General features: G+C 69.3%; 15 protein-coding genes and 1 pseudogene. 9 read left to right on the top strand and 7 right to left on the bottom strand.

Annotated features, from left to right (window positions below):
* Positions 1-593: 593 nt before the first annotated feature.
* Complete coding sequence (locus tag ACQP2T_RS58135; protein ID WP_433513250.1) at positions 594-1805, bottom strand: serine/threonine-protein kinase; 1212 nt, start codon at positions 1803-1805, stop codon at positions 594-596.
* Between the two features lie 208 nt (positions 1806-2013).
* On the opposite strand from ACQP2T_RS58135, the gene ACQP2T_RS58130 reads away from it, so the two are divergent.
* From ACQP2T_RS58130 to htpX, 7 genes and pseudogenes are all read left to right on the top strand, one after another.
* Complete coding sequence (locus ACQP2T_RS58130) at positions 2014-2901, top strand: 4Fe-4S binding protein (RefSeq protein ID WP_433513249.1); 888 nt, start codon at positions 2014-2016, stop codon at positions 2899-2901.
* Entirely contained in the window at positions 2898-3461 is a 564-nt protein-coding gene (locus ACQP2T_RS58125; protein WP_225302321.1) for an NADH-quinone oxidoreductase subunit J family protein, read from the top strand. The genes ACQP2T_RS58130 and ACQP2T_RS58125 overlap by 4 nt, the downstream gene beginning before the upstream one ends.
* Positions 3461-3742 (top strand): annotated as a pseudogene (nuoK, locus tag ACQP2T_RS58120) (NADH-quinone oxidoreductase subunit NuoK); the annotation flags it as partial. The gene ACQP2T_RS58125 and the pseudogene nuoK, both read left to right, overlap by 1 nt.
* A gap of 278 nt (positions 3743-4020) precedes the next feature.
* On the top strand, positions 4021-5928 hold the full coding sequence (locus tag ACQP2T_RS58115) for an NADH-quinone oxidoreductase subunit 5 family protein (RefSeq protein ID WP_433513248.1): 1908 nt from the start codon (positions 4021-4023) through the stop codon (positions 5926-5928).
* Complete coding sequence (locus tag ACQP2T_RS58110; protein ID WP_433519976.1) at positions 5928-7583, top strand: complex I subunit 4 family protein; 1656 nt, start codon at positions 5928-5930, stop codon at positions 7581-7583. Before ACQP2T_RS58115 ends, ACQP2T_RS58110 begins: the two co-directional genes overlap by 1 nt.
* Positions 7580-9190, top strand: coding sequence for an NADH-quinone oxidoreductase subunit N (locus ACQP2T_RS58105; protein WP_433513247.1), 1611 nt, complete (start codon positions 7580-7582; stop codon positions 9188-9190). Before ACQP2T_RS58110 ends, ACQP2T_RS58105 begins: the two co-directional genes overlap by 4 nt.
* Before the next feature lie 258 nt (positions 9191-9448).
* Positions 9449-10300, top strand: coding sequence for a zinc metalloprotease HtpX (gene htpX / locus ACQP2T_RS58100; protein WP_433513246.1), 852 nt, complete (start codon positions 9449-9451; stop codon positions 10298-10300).
* A gap of 73 nt (positions 10301-10373) precedes the next feature.
* Here the strand turns inward: htpX and ACQP2T_RS58095 are convergent, their stop codons facing one another.
* The 4 genes from ACQP2T_RS58095 to ACQP2T_RS58080 form a co-directional block, all read right to left on the bottom strand.
* Positions 10374-10583, bottom strand: coding sequence for a ferredoxin (locus tag ACQP2T_RS58095; protein WP_357955012.1), 210 nt, complete (start codon positions 10581-10583; stop codon positions 10374-10376).
* Between the two features lie 2 nt (positions 10584-10585).
* The gene (locus ACQP2T_RS58090; RefSeq protein ID WP_433513245.1) at positions 10586-11800 is read right to left on the bottom strand and encodes a cytochrome P450; all 1215 of its coding nucleotides are present in this window, start codon (positions 11798-11800) and stop codon (positions 10586-10588) included.
* Between the two features lie 54 nt (positions 11801-11854).
* Positions 11855-12319 carry an NUDIX hydrolase gene (locus tag ACQP2T_RS58085; protein ID WP_433513244.1) on the bottom strand — a complete coding sequence of 155 codons (465 nt, stop codon included), beginning with the start codon at positions 12317-12319 and terminating at the stop codon, positions 11855-11857.
* Between the two features lie 64 nt (positions 12320-12383).
* Positions 12384-12935, bottom strand: a complete 552-nt coding sequence (locus ACQP2T_RS58080; protein ID WP_433513243.1) for a helix-turn-helix domain-containing protein — start codon at positions 12933-12935, stop codon at positions 12384-12386.
* Between the two features lie 60 nt (positions 12936-12995).
* On the opposite strand from ACQP2T_RS58080, the gene ACQP2T_RS58075 reads away from it, so the two are divergent.
* Complete coding sequence (locus tag ACQP2T_RS58075; RefSeq protein ID WP_433519975.1) at positions 12996-14285, top strand: alpha/beta fold hydrolase; 1290 nt, start codon at positions 12996-12998, stop codon at positions 14283-14285.
* Positions 14282-15565, top strand: coding sequence for a serine hydrolase (locus ACQP2T_RS58070; protein ID WP_433513242.1), 1284 nt, complete (start codon positions 14282-14284; stop codon positions 15563-15565). Before ACQP2T_RS58075 ends, ACQP2T_RS58070 begins: the two co-directional genes overlap by 4 nt.
* Before the next feature lie 20 nt (positions 15566-15585).
* Here ACQP2T_RS58070 and ACQP2T_RS58065 read toward each other — a convergent pair whose 3' ends face one another.
* Positions 15586-16098 (bottom strand): hypothetical protein, encoded by a 513-nt coding sequence (locus ACQP2T_RS58065; RefSeq protein WP_433513241.1) that lies wholly within the window; start codon positions 16096-16098, stop codon positions 15586-15588.
* Between the two features lie 4 nt (positions 16099-16102).
* On the bottom strand, positions 16103-16603 hold the full coding sequence (locus tag ACQP2T_RS58060; protein ID WP_433513240.1) for a hypothetical protein: 501 nt from the start codon (positions 16601-16603) through the stop codon (positions 16103-16105).
* Positions 16604-16619 lie beyond the last annotated feature (16 nt).

The raw sequence follows: 16619 nt of genomic DNA, 5'->3' as shown, positions 1-16619 counted from the left end.
ATGCCCGGGGGCAGCGTGGATTGCGAGGGAGGTCATGTTCGGCGCCCGGATCACTCCCTCCGCTCGGGGGCAGCGGTGGATTGCGAGGGAGGCCATGTTCGGCGCCCGGATCACTTCCCCCGCTCGGGAGCAGTGGGCCTGTTCAGGTCGTGAGCCCGACCACGAACGCACGCCTGCCGGGGCGGCTGAATATCCGTCCTGGCCCGCGCGAACCATGCCGTTCGCACTTCGCGATCCCCGCCTGCGGCTCCGCCGGCCGGATGGCCACCCGGCCGACGACGTCGACGGCGAGCATGAGGACCGATGGGAGCTTTACCGGCCCAGCCGACATCTGGGCGGCGGAAGTCACACACCTGAGCGGCGACCGGCCGGTTGGTGGGTGGGGAGGTCAGGCAGGCCGGACCGGGCCGGGTCAGCGGACGCGGGGATGTCGGCGGGTCGGACCGGATCGGGCCGGGTCAGCGAGCGGGAATGTCGGCGGGTCGGACGGGGCGATGCGGGTCAGCGGACGCGGGAATGCCAGCGGACCGGACCGGGGCGATGCGGATCGGCAGAGGCGGGAATGTCGGCGGGTCGGGCTCAGGTGGATCGGGTCAGTGGACGATGGCCAGCATCACGTCGGACGCGGACGGCCGGTCGTCGGGGCTCTTGTGGAGGCAGGCGCCCGCGACGCTGCGCAGGGCGGGCGGTAACGGCGACAGGTCCGGATGGAAGGTGAGCACCCGGTTGAACACCGCGGGCACCGTATCCTCCCCGAACGCCGGTCGCCCCGTCGCCGCGAACATCATCGTCACAGCCCAGCTGAACACGTCGGACGGCGGCCCCACCGGCGCCCCCGACAGTTGCTCGGGCGACATGTACGGCGGGGTGCCGACCATCTTGCCCGAGGTCACCGTCATCTGGTCGAGCGCCCGCGCGATCCCGAAGTCGATCACTCGCGGCCCGTCCGATCCGATCAATACGTTGCTCGGCTTGAAGTCGCGGTGGACAACCCCCGCCTTGTGGATGGCGGCGAGGGCCCCGGCTGTGGATAACGCCAGCCGCGTCAGGCTGTCCTCGTCGCGCGGGCCGTACTTGCGTACGAGATGTTCGAGCGACGGCCCTTCGACGTATTCGCTGACGATGTAGGCGTGCTGACCCGTGATGCTGACGTCGAGCACCCGGGCCGTGGAGAACGTCGCCACCCGCCGCGCCGCGTCCACCTCCCTGGCGAACCTGGCCCGCGCCACCTCGTCCACGAGGTCGTGCAGGACCTTGACCGCGACGCGTACGCCGTTGGGCGCCATCGCCAGATAGACCGCGCCCTGGCCGCCTCGCCCGAGCGGCTGGAGCACCCGGTAGTGTCCGATCCACTCGGGCTCGTGCGGGCGGCGCTGCTGGCTCGGGGCGGTGGTGCGCTGGTGCAGATCGAAGGGCGGGGGAGCGCTTCGGTGCTGGTGGGGAGGCTGAGGCTGAGGCTGGTAGACGGGTTTGTTGAGGCGGGCCCTGACCATCTTGGGGACGATGATGCCGGAGTGGATGACCCCGCCCAGCCAGCTGATCACCAGCCCGAACGAGACCAAACTCGACAGCGGGTCCGGGATCTCGGCGTACTCCGTGTAGCTTATGGCCGCCAGCACGAACGAGCCGATGCAGATGGCATAGAAGCCCGCCGCGACGACGTGCCACGTGCTCCGCAGCCAGTAGGCCGCGAACCCGATGGTGAACGGCGTCGCCAGCCCACACGTCAGCAGCGGCAGCACCGCCCAGACGATGGCCGCCGCCCATGCTCCGCCGCTCGGACGGGGCGGCTGGCTGTACGACATGGCGGGAAGACTATCGCGCAGGACTTTCACATATCGGGTGTGGACACATCTTGTGGATAACCTTCGGTCTGCCTGTGGATAGCTGTGGAAAACTTGGGGACAACGGGCCTGGAGCGTTCACCTGCGCGGTCAAGTGCGACATGATGTTGATATGGCGCGGATACCGGGAGTCGGCCTCGCGAAGGGTCTATCGGTCACTCTTCGTCACATGCTGCGCAAATCCGTGACACAGCAGTATCCCGAGGTCAAGCCCGCCCTCCCGCCGCGCAGCCGTGGCGTCATCGCCCTGGTCGAGGAGAACTGCACCTCCTGCATGCTCTGCGCGCGCGAGTGCCCCGACTGGTGCATCTACATCGACTCGCACAAGGAGACCCTCCCGGCTCCTGAGGGCGGACGGCCCCGCCAGCGGAACGTGCTCGACCGGTTCGCCATCGACTTCGCCCTGTGCATGTACTGCGGGATCTGCATCGAGGTGTGCCCGTTCGACGCGCTGTTCTGGTCGCCTGAGTTCGAGTACGCCGAGGGTGACATTCGGAACCTTCTGCATGAGAAGGATCGGCTCGCGGCCTGGGCGCCCACGGTCGCGCCTCCTCCTGCACACGACCCTGGCGCCGAGCCGCCGAAGGAACTCACCGCTGCTCGCCGCCCGGCCCGTGGCCCGTCCGGCGCCCGCCCTGGTGCCGCAGGCGCGGCCGGGGACCGCCCTGAGGCCGCGGGCCAGTCCACCGCTCGCCCTGGCGCTGGCGGCCCGGCCGCGGACCGCGCTGGTACAGCTTCTGGCCATGTCTCCGGCCCCACATCCGGAGCGGCTTCTGGCCCTGCTTCCAGCGCCCCTGCCTCCGGTGCCGCGTCCGGACCTGCCTCCGAATCGGCTCCCGGCGCTGAATCCGGCGCCGAATCCGGCGCGTCGTCCACAGGCCGGCCATCTGCCGAAGAGTTTTCCACAGGCACGGGCCAACCGTCTTCGCCGCCCGGCCGCGGGGAGCAGACTTCTGGCACGAGCCGACGCGGGCGCAGGATGGCCGATCCTCGATCCATCCGCCCGCCCGGGCGGCTCGACCCTGAAAAGACAAGGGAGTCCGAGGAGGATTCGTGACCGAGGCGGTGCCCTCCTATCTGTCACCCACCGGGCAAGAGATCGTCTTCTTGCTGCTGGGTGCGGTGGCGGTCGGATCCGCGCTGCTCGTTGTCACGACCAGGCAACTGGTCCACGCCGCCCTCTGGCTGGTCGTCTCCTTCGGCGCCCTCGCCGGCGGCTACCTGGTGCTGACCGCCGAGTTCGTGGCCTGGGTCCAGGTGCTCATCTATGTGGGCGCGGTGGTGGTCCTGCTGCTGTTCGGGATCATGCTGACCCGTGCCCCGATCGGCCGCTCCGCCGATCTCGACAGCGGCAACCGGTGGGTGGCGGCCGTGGTGGCGGTGGCGACGGCGGCCGTCCTGGTCACAGTGGTGATCGACGGCTTCCGCACGGCGTATACACCGCTGAAACCCGGTGCCGGCGCGGCGAAGGAGCTGGGCGCCAGCGTGTTCAGCACGTGGGTGCTGCCTTTCGAGGCGCTCTCGGTGCTGTTGCTGGCCGCGCTGATCGGTGCCATCGTGCTGTCCCGCACGGACATACCCGGGGGTTCGCCACCTGAGCAGACCGGGGGTTCTTAGTGCACATCGTCTACCCGGCGATCGTCTCCGCGCTCCTCTTCTCCGTCGGCGTCTACGGGGTGCTCGCCCGGCGCAACACGATCCTCGTGCTGATGTCGGTCGAGCTGATGCTCAACGCCGTCAACCTCAACCTCGTCGCGTTCGACGTGTGGCTGGGCGATCGGCTGCACAGCGGCCAGGTGCTCACGCTGTTCATCATCGTGATCGCCGCCGCCGAGGTCGGGCTGGGGCTCGCGATCGTGCTGTCCCTCTACCGCAACCGCCGTACGGTCGACATCGATCAGCTCCGCGACCTGTCCGAACCCGGCACGTCGGACACCCCGGCGGACTCAGCGGGTAGGTCGGGCGACCAAGCAGATCCCGGCATGCCGGACGATCCCGCAGATCCCAGCACGTCGGATGACCCGCCGACACGTCGGCTGGGTGAGCCTGCGGTGGCAGGGAACTCGACCACGACAGCAGAGAACGCGGTGGCGGGGGACCCGACCACGACACCCGGGAACGCGGCGGCGGGGGACTCGGCCACGAAAGCCGAGCCCGCCAAGCGAGGGGGCGCGTCGTGACGATCTTCCCGCTCCTGGCCGTCGTCCTGCCCTTCGTCGCGGCCTTCGCCGGCCTGCTGCTGTCGCGCTGGCCGCATCGGCGCCTGGAAAGCAGACCGGGTTCGGAGGGCTCTGCGGCCAACACGCGGGCGGCGTGGATCGCGGTGGTGCCCACGGCGGCCGCCGTGGTCCTGGCGCTCTGGCTGGCCTGGGCGCCCGGCTTCGCCTTCCTCGAAGACGCGACGCCGGGCCCGGCGGTCGGTCGCACCTACGGCACCATCGGCACCGGCGCCGTCCCGATCTCGCTGACCCTCCAGGCCGACGACCTGTCCGCCATCCTCGGCGTCCTGGTGACCCTCGTGGCGCTGGCCGTACAGGTCTATTCGGTCGGCTACCTCCACGACGACCCGCGCTATCCCTCCTACAGCGCCTTCATCAGCCTGTTCACCAGCGCGATGCTGCTGGTCGTCTACGCCGGCGACCTCCTCGTCCTCTACGTCGGCTGGGAGGTCATGGGCCTGTGCTCCTACCTGCTCATCGGCCACTGGTGGGAGGACAAGAGCAACTCGCGGGCGGCCATCAAGGCGTTCCTGGTCACCCGGCTCGGCGACGTCGGCTTCCTGTTCGGCATCTTCGTGCTCGGCGGCGCCGCGGGCAGCTTCCGGATATCGGAGGTGCTGGCGAAGGTGCCCGAGATGTCCACAGGCACGCTGGTGACCGCCACCATGCTGCTGCTGGCCGGGGTGGCGGGCAAGAGCGCGCAGGTTCCGCTGCACACCTGGCTGCCCGACGCGATGGCGGGCCCGACCCCCATCAGCGCGCTGATCCACGCCGCCACCATGGTGGCCGCCGGGATCTTCATCGTGGCGCGGCTCTTCCCCGCGTTCCAAGGCGCCCGTCCCACGCTCGACGTGCTGGCCGTCATGGCCGCCCTCGGCATGCTGGGCGCCGCCCTGGCCGCGCTCGCCCAGGACGACCTGAAACGCGTGCTCGCCTACTCGACGATCAGCCAGCTCTCCTACATGGCCGGCGGGCTGGCGGCGGGCTCCGACAGCGCGGCGATCTTCCACCTCCTCACGCACGGCGCGTTCAAGGCGCTGCTGTTCCTGTGCGCCGGGGCGGTCATCCACCACGTCGGCTCCAACCTGATGAGTCAGATGGGCGGGCTGAGACGGGCGCTGCCGGTCACGTTCGTCACGATGACGATCGGGTTCGCCGCCCTCGCGGGGCTGCCTCCGGCCAGCGGCTTCTTCAGCAAGGACGAGCTCCTGCTGACCATGGACCGCGCGCTGTCGAGTGGCGGTCTGACGGATGCCGCCGCCCTGCTGCTGTACGGCTGCGCGCTCGCGACGGTCGCCGTCACCGGGGCGTACGCGACCAGAGCCTGGCTGCGCACCTTCTTCGGCGAGGCGAGAGTCGTGGCGCTCCCCGAGCCCGAGCCCGGCACGGCCCACGTGGTCGACATCCGCGAGGCGCCACGGACGATGCTCGTGCCCATCGTGCTCCTCTCGGTTCCCGCCGTGCTTCTCGGGTTCGCCGGTGGGCTCCATGTGGAGCTCGGGGTGGCGGCCGTCAGCGTCGTGCTCGCGCTGCTCGGCGGCGGGGTGGTGTACGCGTTCTGGCGCAGTGACCCCTTCGCCGATCCGGCCCGGCTGCTCGGTCCTCTGCGTGTGCCGTGCGAGCGGGCGTTCTACGTGGACGGCGTCTACGCCGCCCTGTTCGTCCGGCCTGCCCTGGCGCTGGCCAGGCTTGTGGTCAGGACGGACGACGTGGTCGTGGACGGGGCGGTGCGCGGCTCGGGGCGGTCCGCGCGAGGGCTGTCCGGGCTGCTCCGGCTCGCCCAGAACGGCAACGTCCAGCTCTATGTGAGCGGCGTGCTCGCCGGGGTCCTGCTGATCGTGGTGGGGGCGGTGGTGTTCACATGATGAGCTGGCTTCCGGTGGCGCTGCTGGCGGTGCCTCTGCTCGGCGCGTTGCTCCTGCTGGTGTCGCCTACCGTGTTGCGTCCATGGCTGCGGGTCTACGGGCTGGTCGTGTCGGGTGTCGCGCTGGCGCTGGCCGTGGTGATGGTGGCGACGTTCGACTACGGGCAGGCGGCGCGGCCGCAGTTCGCCGTCGACCGGGAATGGATCTCCGGGCTGGGGCTCCACTTCCACCTGGGCGTCGACGGCATCTCCCTGCCGCTGATCGCGCTGACCGCCCTCCTGACCTTCCTCTGCTTCGTCTACCTGAGCTGGGGAGACGCGCGCGGCCCCGGCCAGCTGTTGCGACCGAGAGCGGGGGGTGGGCGGCCGCGGGCGCTGGTGTTCACGCTGCTCGTGCTCGAAGTCGGCATGATCGGTACGTTCCTCGCGCTCGACCTGCTGCTGTTCTTCGTGTTCTTCGAGATCGTGCTGATCCCGATGTACTTCCTGATCGCCATCTGGGGCGGCAAGGGCCGCCGGGGGGCGTCGATCAAGTTCATCCTCTACACGCTGCTCGGCTCGGTCGTGATGCTGCTCGGCCTGCTGCTCGTCTGGGCGCGCACCGGCACGCTCGACATCATCGCTCTCGGCCAGGCACATGGCGCGGGCATGCCCAGGGCCGTACAGATCCTCGCGTTCGTGGCGATCGGCGCCGGGCTGGCGGTCAAAACGCCTATGTGGCCGCTGCACACCTGGCTCCCCGACGCGCACACCGAAGCGCCCACCGTCGGCTCGGTGCTGCTGGCCGGCGTGCTACTGAAGATGGGCACGTACGGCTTCGCCAGGATCGCCATCCCCGTCCTGCCCGAAGGGGCGGCGGCCGTGGCGCCGTGGCTGGGGGCGTTCGCCGTCGTCGGCATCGTCTACGGGGCCCTGGCCTGCCTCGCGCAGCGCGATCTCAAGCGCATGATCGCCTACTCATCCGTTGGCCACATGGGCTTCGTCCTGCTGGGCTTCGCCACGCTGACCACCGTGGGCATCAACGGCGCCCTGTTCGCGAATGTCGCCCACGGCCTCATCACCGGCCTGCTGTTCTTCCTCGCCGGCGCGATCAAGGAGCGCTACGGCACGGCCGACATGCGCGCACTCGGCGGCGGCATGCTGGCCACACTTCCCCATCTGGGCTCGGTGCTGACCTTCGCGGCCATCGCCTCGCTCGGGGTGCCGGGGCTGGCCGGCTTCTGGGGGGAGATGCTGTCCCTGTTCGGCGCCTTCCAGCCGGCGGGCGGGCTGCCTCGGGGGCTGTTCCTGACATTCATGGTGATCGGCGGGCTGGGCGCGGTGCTGACGGCGGCGTACTTCCTCGTCATGCTGTCCCGCGTGACACACGGACGCCCCGAACGCGCCCAGGCGGTCCCGGCCGCCGCCCTCTCGGGCGCTTCCGGCGTGGGCGGTCGGCCATCCGACGGGTCTGCGTTGCCGGACAGTGAGCGGGTCGCGGGGGCGATCAAGGGCGAGGGTGGCGTCGGCGGGTGGGTGTTGCGGGACATCCAGGGGTACGAGTTCGCCGCCTGGGTGCCGTTGATCGTGCTGATCCTGCTGTTCGGGCTCTGGCCGAAACTGCTCCTCTCGCTCACCACACCTGCCGTACAGACCCTGCTGGGAGCCCTGTCATGATCCAGCAGATCGACTACTCCGTCATCGCGGTGCCTCTGGTTCTCGCGCTGGTGGCCGGGCTCGTGCTGATGCTCGACGCGTTCCTTCCCAGCGGGGGACGCACCAGGACCGGGCTCGGTCTGGTCAGTCTCGCGGGCGTGGTTGTCGCGCTGGGGTTCGTCGTGGCGCAGGCCGTACGAGGTGACGGCGCACGGGCGACCTTCTGCGTTCCCGAAAGCCTCGCCACCGCGGCGGGTCCCGGAAGTGAGCCGGCGTGCTCGTTCGTGGTCGACCGGTTCACGCTGATCTTCGCCGGGCTGGTGCTGGTCGCGGGCGTCGTGGTCGTGCTGATGTCGATGACCCAGCTGGCCGGGGGCGGCATTCCGGCAGGTGAGTGGTATTTCCTGCTGCTCTGTACGCTGGTCGGCGCGGTGACCCTGCCCGCCTCGCGTGACCTGATCATGCTGGTGGTCGCCCTGGAGCTGGTCTCGCTGCCGGTCTTCGCCCTCACCGCGCTCAAACGCTACGACGGGCGCTCCTCCGAGGCGGCGGTCAAGCTCTTCCTGGTCTCGGTCGTGTCGACGGCCGTGATGCTGTTCGGGGTCTCGCTGCTGTACGGGATCGCGGGTACGGTCTACCTTTCCCGTCTCGCCTCGGTGTTCAGCGGGAAGACCCCCGCGCCGGGTGTGGGGGCGCCGGAGACTTATTCGTCGCTGCTGGCGGCCGGTCACGGGCTACCGGGCGTGGTCACGGTCGGGCTGGTGCTCGTCGTGGCGGGCTTCGCGTTCAAGATCGCTGTGGTGCCGTTCCACGCCTGGGCGGCGGACGTCTACCAGGGCGCGCCGATCCCGGTCGCCGCGCTGCTCTCGGTGATCTCGAAGGCGGCCGGGTTCGCGGGCCTGATCCTCGTTCTGGTCACGGCGTTGCCCGGCCAGACGTCGACCTGGTCGCCCATCATCGCGATCGTCGCGGCGCTCACCATGACGGTCGGCAACCTCCTGGCCATGCGCCAACGCTCCGCCGTACGCCTGCTGGCCTGGTCCTCGGTCGCCCAGTCGGGCTACATCCTGGCCCCGCTCGCGGTGACGGCCCAGACCGGTGCTCCCAGCCTTTCCGTCGGTGCGGCTGGCACTGCCGGTGATGTCGCCGGTGTGGTCGGGGCGTCGATGGCGTACCTCGTCATCTACGCGGCCATGAATCTGGGCGCCTTCGCGGTCGTCATGCTGATGTCGCGGACGACCGCGCGCAACGAGCTGGACGACTACCGTGGCCTCGCCTTTCGCAGTCCGGTGGCGGCGATCGCGCTGGCGTTCTGCCTGATCTGCCTGGCCGGTCTGCCGCCGGGCCTGGCGGGTCTGTTCGCCAAGGTGGTGGTGTTCCGGGAGATCATCGAGGGTGGGGCCGGGTGGCTCGCGGTGGTCATGGCCGTCAACACCGTGATCGGTCTGTACTACTACGTGGTCTGGACGGCCCGGCTGTTCACCCCGGCCGAACCCGTGCCCGCCGGGGTCCGCCGGGCGCTTCCCGCCGCCTGGGTGGCCGTCGGGATCGCTGTGGTGGTGGCGCTGCTGTTCTCGGTCGCGCCGCAGCTGGTGCTGGGGATGACGTCGCTGTCCGCCTCCGGGTGAGCACGCGGATGAGACACATCCGCCGCCGGCTGGGGCGCATCTCCTTCCGGAAGGGCTGGTGGATGGGGCGTGGTTCTGACGTGCTGAGCCAGCGGCTGGGGCGCATCTCCCTCCGGAAGAGCAGGCGGATGGAGCGTGGTTCCGACCCTCTGAGCAGGCGGTTCGGTCGCGCTGTGCCCTACGGCGGGCACCGTAGGGAACGATGAACCGGGGGATCGTCGTTGGACCAGGTGAACCCACACCGCGAAGGGGGGAACCTTGCACCACAACGGTCTGCGGACCGCCATTCTGCTGGGCGGCCTATCTGCGTTGATACTCGCGGTGGGAGGGTGGCTGGGCGGCGGCACCGGGCTGCAGCTCGCGTTCGTGCTCGCCATGGCGAGCAGCGGTGTCGCCTACTTCTTCTCCGACCGGATCGCCCTGTCGGCGATGCGGGCGCGGCAGGTCAGCGAGGTCGAGCAGCCGATGCTCTACCGGATCGTACGGGAGCTGTCCAACGAGGCCCGGCAGCCGATGCCGCGCCTGTACATCTCGCCCACCGTGCAACCGAACGCCTTCGCGACCGGCCGGAGCCCGCGCCAGGCGGCGGTCTGCGTGACGTACGGGCTGACGCAACTGCTCAATCCGGACGAGATGCGCGGAGTCCTTGGCCACGAGCTGTCCCATGTGTACAACCGAGACATCCTGGTCTCGTCGGTAGCCGGTGCTCTGGCCACGATGATCACTTGGCTCAGCTATGTGGCCGTGTTCTTCGGCGGGTCGGATGACGATGAGGGGCCTGGGTTCGTGGGGGCGCTGCTCATGATGGTTCTCGGACCGGTGGCGGCGGGGATGGTGCAGATGGCGATCTCCAGGACGCGGGAGTTCCAGGCGGACGAGTCCGGTGCTCGGCTGACGGGCGATCCGCTGGCGCTGGCCTCGGCGCTGCGCAAGATCGAGATGGGCGCGCGCCGGCTGCCGCTGCCGGAGAACAGCCGTCTCACCTCGGCTTCCCACATGATGATCGCCAACCCGTTCAGCGGGTCCGGGTTCGGGCGGCTGTTCTCCACCCACCCGCCCACTGCCGAGCGGGTCGCCCGGTTGGAGCGCATGGCGGGCTACCGCCGCTGATCCGCCACACCGATGGCTCGGGCAGTCGGGCGGACCACATGGCGACTCGTACAGCTGGACGGCAGGGGTGTGACTACGCCGTCACGTCGGACTCGGACAGTTGGATAGCGGCGGCCGGGCACACGCTCGCCGCCTCCCGTACGGCCCGATGCAGGCGCGCGTCCGGCGTGTCGTCGAGCAGCAGCACGACCCCGTCATCCTCATCCTGGTCGAACACCTCCGGCGCGATCATCGCGCACTGCCCGGCCCCGCAGCACTTGTCCCGGTCCACCGCCACCCTCATGATCATCGGCCGGTCGCCCACTTGACGGGCACCTGCTGAAGCCCGCCGATGAGCAGTCCTTCGCGGCGGGCCAGCTCCCGAGCGGGGACCGCCAGTTCCAGCGACGGCAGCCGCCGCAGCAGCACGGCCAGAACGGTCTGCAACTCGGTACGCGCCAGTGCCTGGCCCAAGCAGGAGTACGGCCCGACGCCGAAGGCCAGATGGACGTTGGGCGAGCGACCCAGGTCCATGTCGCCGGCCTGCGCGAAGGCGTCCTCGTCGTGGTTGGCCGAGGCCAGGCTGCAGACCACCGTGGTTCCGGCCGGCAGTGTCGTACTGGCGACCTCGACCTCCTCGGTGAGGTAGCGCGGCATTCCGAACCCGGGGTTCGCGTCGAAGCGCAGGATCTCCTCGACCGCCGAGCGGATGAGGGACGGGTCCGCCAGCAGGCGTTCCCACTGCCGCCGGTCGGCCAGGAGCATGGCCACCATTTTGCCGATCATGTTCGCGGTGGTCTCGTGCCCGGCGACCAGCAGGCCCTGGCAGGTGCCCAGGACGACGGCCTCCGTCATCAGGCCGTCCTCCTCGACGAGGGCCAGGAGGGCGCTGATCAGATCGTCGCCCGGCTCGGCCTTCTTGGCGGCGATGAGCGCCGTGAGGTAGTCGTTGAAGTCGGCCTGCGCGGCGTCGATCTCCTTCTGCTCGAACTTCGTCATGTTGAGGAGCGTGTCTGACCAGTACGGGAACCGGAAACGATCCTCATCGGGCACCCCGAGCAGGTCGCAGATCACCCATACCGGAAGCGGGAACCCCAGCCCGGAGACGAGATCGGCCGGCGCCCCCTGCTCCACCATCGCGTCGATCAACCGCTCGCTCATCGCCACCATCCGCGGCTGCATCGCCATGACCCGCTTGACGGTGAACGCCTTGCCGACCAGCCGCCGCCACTGCTGGTGCCCCTCACCGACCGAGGTGGCCATGCCCGTCCTGCGCTTGGCGAACGATCCGCCGGAGGCGTCGGCGCTGACCCTGGCGGCGTCGGGAGCGTCCAGGTGCCGGGTGAACCGCGGGTCTGACAGCACCTGCTTGACGTCCTCGTAGCGGGTGAGCAGCGTCGCCTCATCGCCGCTGGCCAGCCGGACCCGGGCTACCGGGCAGCCCTCGCGCATGCTCGCCCACTCCTCAGGCGGCTCCAGAGCGGTGGGATTGCGGAACGGGTAATCGGGCGCGCCACTCACGGTGACCTCCAGATAGCCGATATGACCGCATTTAAAACAATTGCCTTATGGTCGTCAAGCAGCCGAATTGATCTTGCGCAGAATGGTGGCGAGGTCCTCGGGGAAGAAGACCTCGTCAGTGGCATCCAGTTCCTCGGGGCTCCACCAGCGGTGACCCAGCGTGGTGGCCTTCTCGATCTCCTCCATGTGCTCGTACGAGATGTCCGTGCCCTCGGCCACCCTGACCGCGAAGAACGTCTGGTCCTGGGTGATGACGTACTCGGCGAAGAAGAACTCGATCGTGCTCGTGCCGTACGGACCGGTGAGCCGGTCGGCCCCGGCCCGGATCCCGACCTCCTCGTGCAGCTCGCGCAGAGCGGCCTCCTGGAGCGTCTCGCCGTCCTCGGCGGCGCCACCGATGGTGAACCAGAACGGTTCATCGGGCCGGGCGGGATCGAACCCATGGAGCAGGAGCACCCTGCCCTGTTCGTCGATGGGCAGGGCACGGGCCGTGAAACGGCGCAGGGGGATTTTCGTCACGTCATTGGAGCTTATGCGGGTGTTCTCCGGCTTGCGGATGTGATGCGACAGGTTCGCCGGGACGTCAATCGATCTCGGAGTCGCCGGATGGCTGTTCGAGAGGGAAGAAGAGCGGGCTGAGCAGGTATTGCGCGCGGTCCGGCGTCGGCTGGTTGGCCAGCAGGGGCAGGAGTACGCGACGCAGTCCGATAATCATCTCTTCCAGCTCGCCGCTGTTGAGCCAGATGGCGTGCTGCCGGTAACCGACGAGATCCGCGACCGGGTCGGCGTTCTCGCGGTCGAGGTAGGCGTTGAACTCGGCGACCAGGACCGCCATTGAGGTGGCGAAGACGCGCCGGTGGTCGTCGGGCGACAGCGCCGCGAGCGCGTCGGCGTCGACGGTGACCCGGTCGAGGCGTAGGCGGTAGTGACGTTCCACCGCGCCACGAACCCGCCTCTCGTCGGCCACCTCCAGGATTCCGCCGGACGCGAGCAGGTCGACGTGCCGATAGATCATGGCCTTCGAGACGTCGGGGATCCGGGCGCACAGCTGAGTGGTGGTGAGTGAGCGCCCGCCGCGCATCGCGTGCACGATCCGCAGCCGTACCGGATGTGCCAGTAGCTCCAAGGATTCCATCCGCACAACGATCTCATGCTGTGCTACCGTTCGCAAAACAGTAGAAAGGTTGGTGTCGTGATGATGGTGGAAATGGGACCGGCGGCCGCCGCCACGGCGGTTGTCGAAATGGCGGAGAGTGGGCACTTCGCGGACATCGAGCAGTTATTCGCCCCGCCTCTGCGAGCGGTGGTGTCCGCTGAGGCGCTGCGCGTCGAGTGGGAGGGCCTGACCTCCAGGATCGGGTCGATCTCGGCGTTGGGGACACCGGTGAGCGAGCCGGTCAAGGCAGGGCTGACCCGAGTGAGCGTGCCGGTGACGTGCGAGCGGGGCGGGTTGACGGTGGTCATGTCGGTCGACGAGACCGGCCTGCTGCATGGTCTGCGGCTCGCGCCCCCGCTCACCGAGCAATGGACGCCGCCGCCGTACGCGCGTCGTGAGAGTTTCGACGAGCACGAGGTCACCGTGGGTGCCGGCGCGCTGGCCGTACCCGGGACATTGAGCCTGCCGAGCGGGCGCGGCCCGTGGCCCGGCGTGGTGCTGCTCAGCGGCGGCGGACCGTTCGACCGGGACGAGACCAGCGGCCCCAACAAGCCGCTCAAGGACCTGGCCTGGGGGCTGGCCAGTCGTGGTGTGGCGGTGCTGCGCTTCGACAAGGTGACCTACACCCACGCCGGCCGGTCCGACTTCACGATGACCGACGAGTACGTCCCGCACGCCGTCGCCGCCATCCACCTGCTTCAGCGCCACCCGGCCGTCGACCCCGCCCATGTGTACGTCGCCGGCCACAGCATGGGCGGCAAGGTGGCCCCGCGAGTCGCCGCCGCCGAGCCGTCCGTGGCCGGTCTGGTGCTGCTGGCCGGTGACGCCCAGCCGATGCACCAGGCCGCCGTGCGCGTCGTCAGTTACCTCGCCTCCTTGGACCCCGGCGCGCGGGCCGCCGTCGAGATGATCACGCGGCAGGCCGCGATGGTCGACAGCCCCGACCTGTCGCCCGACACGCCCGCCGCCGAGCTGCCGTTCGGCTTTTCGGGGGCGTACTGGCTGGATCTGCGAGGCTATGACCCGGTGGCGACCGCGGCGGCGCTGGACAAGCCGATGCTCATCCTGCAGGGCGGTCGCGACTACCAGGTGACCGTCGCCGACGACCTCGCCCGCTGGCAGGCAGGTCTCGCCCACCGGGCGGACGTCACCATCCGCGTCCACGAGGCCGACAATCACCTGTTCTTCTCCGGCTCAGGCCCGTCCACTCCCGCGGAATACGAGTCGCCGCAGCACGTCGACGCGGCCGTCGTCGCCGACATCGCCGACTGGCTGGCACCCCGTGCTGACCACATTGGCTCGACGCCTGGACGAAGGGCACGGCAATGATCGAAGAAACCGCGGCGGATGCTTCCTCCAAGACCGCCACAGAACAGCTGGACTGGCTGCTGGGCGCGTCAGCCCGAGCTCCGCTGCCGGACAACGAGATCCGTCAGCGCCTGGCACCGGCCCTGCTGGACGCGAGCGGCGGGCCGGACGGGCTCAACGCCGCGCTGGCCGGGGTGGGCAGGCTCGTGGCAGGCAAGATCCTCACGACGCGATCGGATCTGGCCCAGGCGGAGGTGCGTGGTCGTACTGCCGTCTACCTCCTCACGGTGCGTGTGGACGGGGCGGGGCTCGTGGACAACCTCCGCCTGACCCCGGACGAAGGCGAGCCGACCTCGTGGACGCGGATCGACACGCGGCTGGCCGAGCTGGGAACACGCGTGTCCTTCGCCGCTGCGGAGATCGAGCCGGACGGGCAGTGCCGGATCGCACACGGCCTCGCCGCCGACACGCAACGGCCGATCGGCTCGGCGTTCAAGCTGTACGTACTGGGCGCGCTCGCCCAAGCCGTCGCAGAGAAGCGAGCCGCGTGGGACGAAGAGCTGGCGATCCGCGAGGACTGGAAGAGCCTGCCCTCGGGCACACTGCAGGACCGCCCGGCCGGCACCACCCTTCCGCTGGCGGCGTTCGCCGACCACATGATCTCGATCAGTGACAACACCGCCACCGACCACCTGATCCACCACCTGGGCAGGGAGGCTGTGGTGCGCCAGCTGTCTCTGTTCGGCCACCGGCAGCCCCGGGAGAACGTCCCGTTCCTCACCACCAAGGCGCTCTTCCAGCTCAAGGCCGCCCCGGATGCGGCTCGGGCACAGCAGTACCTGGCCCTTCCGCGACACGAGCGCGCCGCCGCGTTACGGGAACTGGAACGGCGGCCTCTGCCCGACGTACGAAAGACCTGGCCCCAACCGAAGAACATCGACCAGATCGAATGGTTCGCCTCGCCGGCCGACATCTGCCACGCGTACGCGGGGCTGCTGCGGCTCGACCAGCCCGAGATCCACCACGCGCTGTCACTCAACGACGACGGGCTCAACCTGGACGCGGCCCAGTTCCCGGCGGTTTGGTACAAAGGCGGCAGCGAGCCCGGCGTCGTGACCATGCACTACCTCGCCCGCACGGCTGACGGCCGCGCTCTGGCCACCAGCCTCATGGTGTCCGACCCCACCACCGCACCTGACACGGTGGACGTGGCGGCCAAAGGCCAGTCCATCATCCGAGGCGCGTTCCACCTCCTGTCCCACCACGGTGAAGACGTCGCACCCGACCATCCCCTCGCCTGACCCACACGGCCGGATACCTGTCACCGAGTACTACGGGCGGACACGTGCGTCGCCTCCGTTGCCTGCCTGCGCACCCTCTTGGTCCGGCCCTGTTCCGCCAGGATCCTCAACACGTGCGTGTCCTGAACGAACGCGATGATCCGGAGTTGGAGCCAGGTGGACCAACCTGCCAAGCTGTCAGCCACCTGGTCATGCGGAAAGCCGCCAGAGCAGAGCATGTCCACCGTCTCGAGCTCGGCCACCCGCACCTGCGCAGAGCCCTGAACCTCTGCCGGAAGCCGAGCGACCCACAGCCGCCGCTCCTCAGGAGCTGACCGCTCCACCATGTGTACGACCACAGAAGAGGCCAACGCGGAATCCGGCTCCAGCGAGATCAGATCGAAAAGCTCGGTTACTCCGATGCCATCGTCGATCGCGACTCGGTAGAGCGCCCAGCGTTCATGCTCGTCCGTCAATTCGCCGGCTTCGCCGCCTTGCAGCCGGGCAAGCTCAATCAGCTTGCCTCGCAGTTCCTCACTGATTTCCTCGTTCATCGGACTAGTCGTCAGGGTCGCCGAAGGCTTGGCGGATTTTGGCCGCGCCGTACTGGCCCGAGGGATTGCAGATCGGGCACGCGCATGGCGGTCTTCCATGGGCGTCCGGCATGTAGCGCCACCCGGTCACCTGATTGACGCCGCGTATACGGTGAATCTCGTCGGCCCTGATGGGCCGTGCGACGAAGAACTCGTACCCGCGCGCATCCTGCTGGGCCGCGATCAGCGCGGCCGCCTCCGTGCTGGCCATCTCGGCGGGAAAGCGGCTGTAGTGGCCGACCTGCACCGGTTCGTCATCTGGCAGCCGGAAATAGACCGCGACGAGGGTACGCTGCCCGCCTCGCCGCAGCTCGCGGACCCACTGATGGGTGATCTGGTACGACGGGAGCACCGGCAGGCAATAGACACCAGAGACACCGTCATGCCCACCGCTCACCGCCCGGATGCCGCTGCGCCGCATGGACCGCGTGTTCTTGGCCGCGGTGATGTGAACGAGCATGGTCATGATTACGCCCCCTCTG

It is taken from the genome of Nonomuraea sp. CA-143628, assembly GCF_050942315.1.
In the GTDB taxonomy this organism is placed as follows: Bacteria; Actinomycetota; Actinomycetes; order Streptosporangiales; family Streptosporangiaceae; genus Nonomuraea.
This window is presented reverse-complemented; position numbering and strand designations above follow the sequence as displayed.

Coding starts and splice junctions, on each gene's coding strand:
- ACQP2T_RS58135 (WP_433513250.1), bottom strand. CDS start 1,805: ATGTCGTACAGCCAGCCGCCCCGTCCGAGCGGCGGAGCATGGGCGGCG.
- ACQP2T_RS58130 (WP_433513249.1), top strand. CDS start 2,014: ATGCTGCGCAAATCCGTGACACAGCAGTATCCCGAGGTCAAGCCCGCC.
- ACQP2T_RS58110 (WP_433519976.1), top strand. CDS start 5,928: ATGAGCTGGCTTCCGGTGGCGCTGCTGGCGGTGCCTCTGCTCGGCGCG.
- ACQP2T_RS58105 (WP_433513247.1), top strand. CDS start 7,580: ATGATCCAGCAGATCGACTACTCCGTCATCGCGGTGCCTCTGGTTCTC.
- ACQP2T_RS58095 (WP_357955012.1), bottom strand. CDS start 10,583: ATGAGGGTGGCGGTGGACCGGGACAAGTGCTGCGGGGCCGGGCAGTGC.
- ACQP2T_RS58080 (WP_433513243.1), bottom strand. CDS start 12,935: ATGGAATCCTTGGAGCTACTGGCACATCCGGTACGGCTGCGGATCGTG.
- ACQP2T_RS58075 (WP_433519975.1), top strand. CDS start 12,996: ATGATGGTGGAAATGGGACCGGCGGCCGCCGCCACGGCGGTTGTCGAA.
- ACQP2T_RS58070 (WP_433513242.1), top strand. CDS start 14,282: ATGATCGAAGAAACCGCGGCGGATGCTTCCTCCAAGACCGCCACAGAA.
- ACQP2T_RS58065 (WP_433513241.1), bottom strand. CDS start 16,098: ATGAACGAGGAAATCAGTGAGGAACTGCGAGGCAAGCTGATTGAGCTT.
- ACQP2T_RS58060 (WP_433513240.1), bottom strand. CDS start 16,603: ATGACCATGCTCGTTCACATCACCGCGGCCAAGAACACGCGGTCCATG.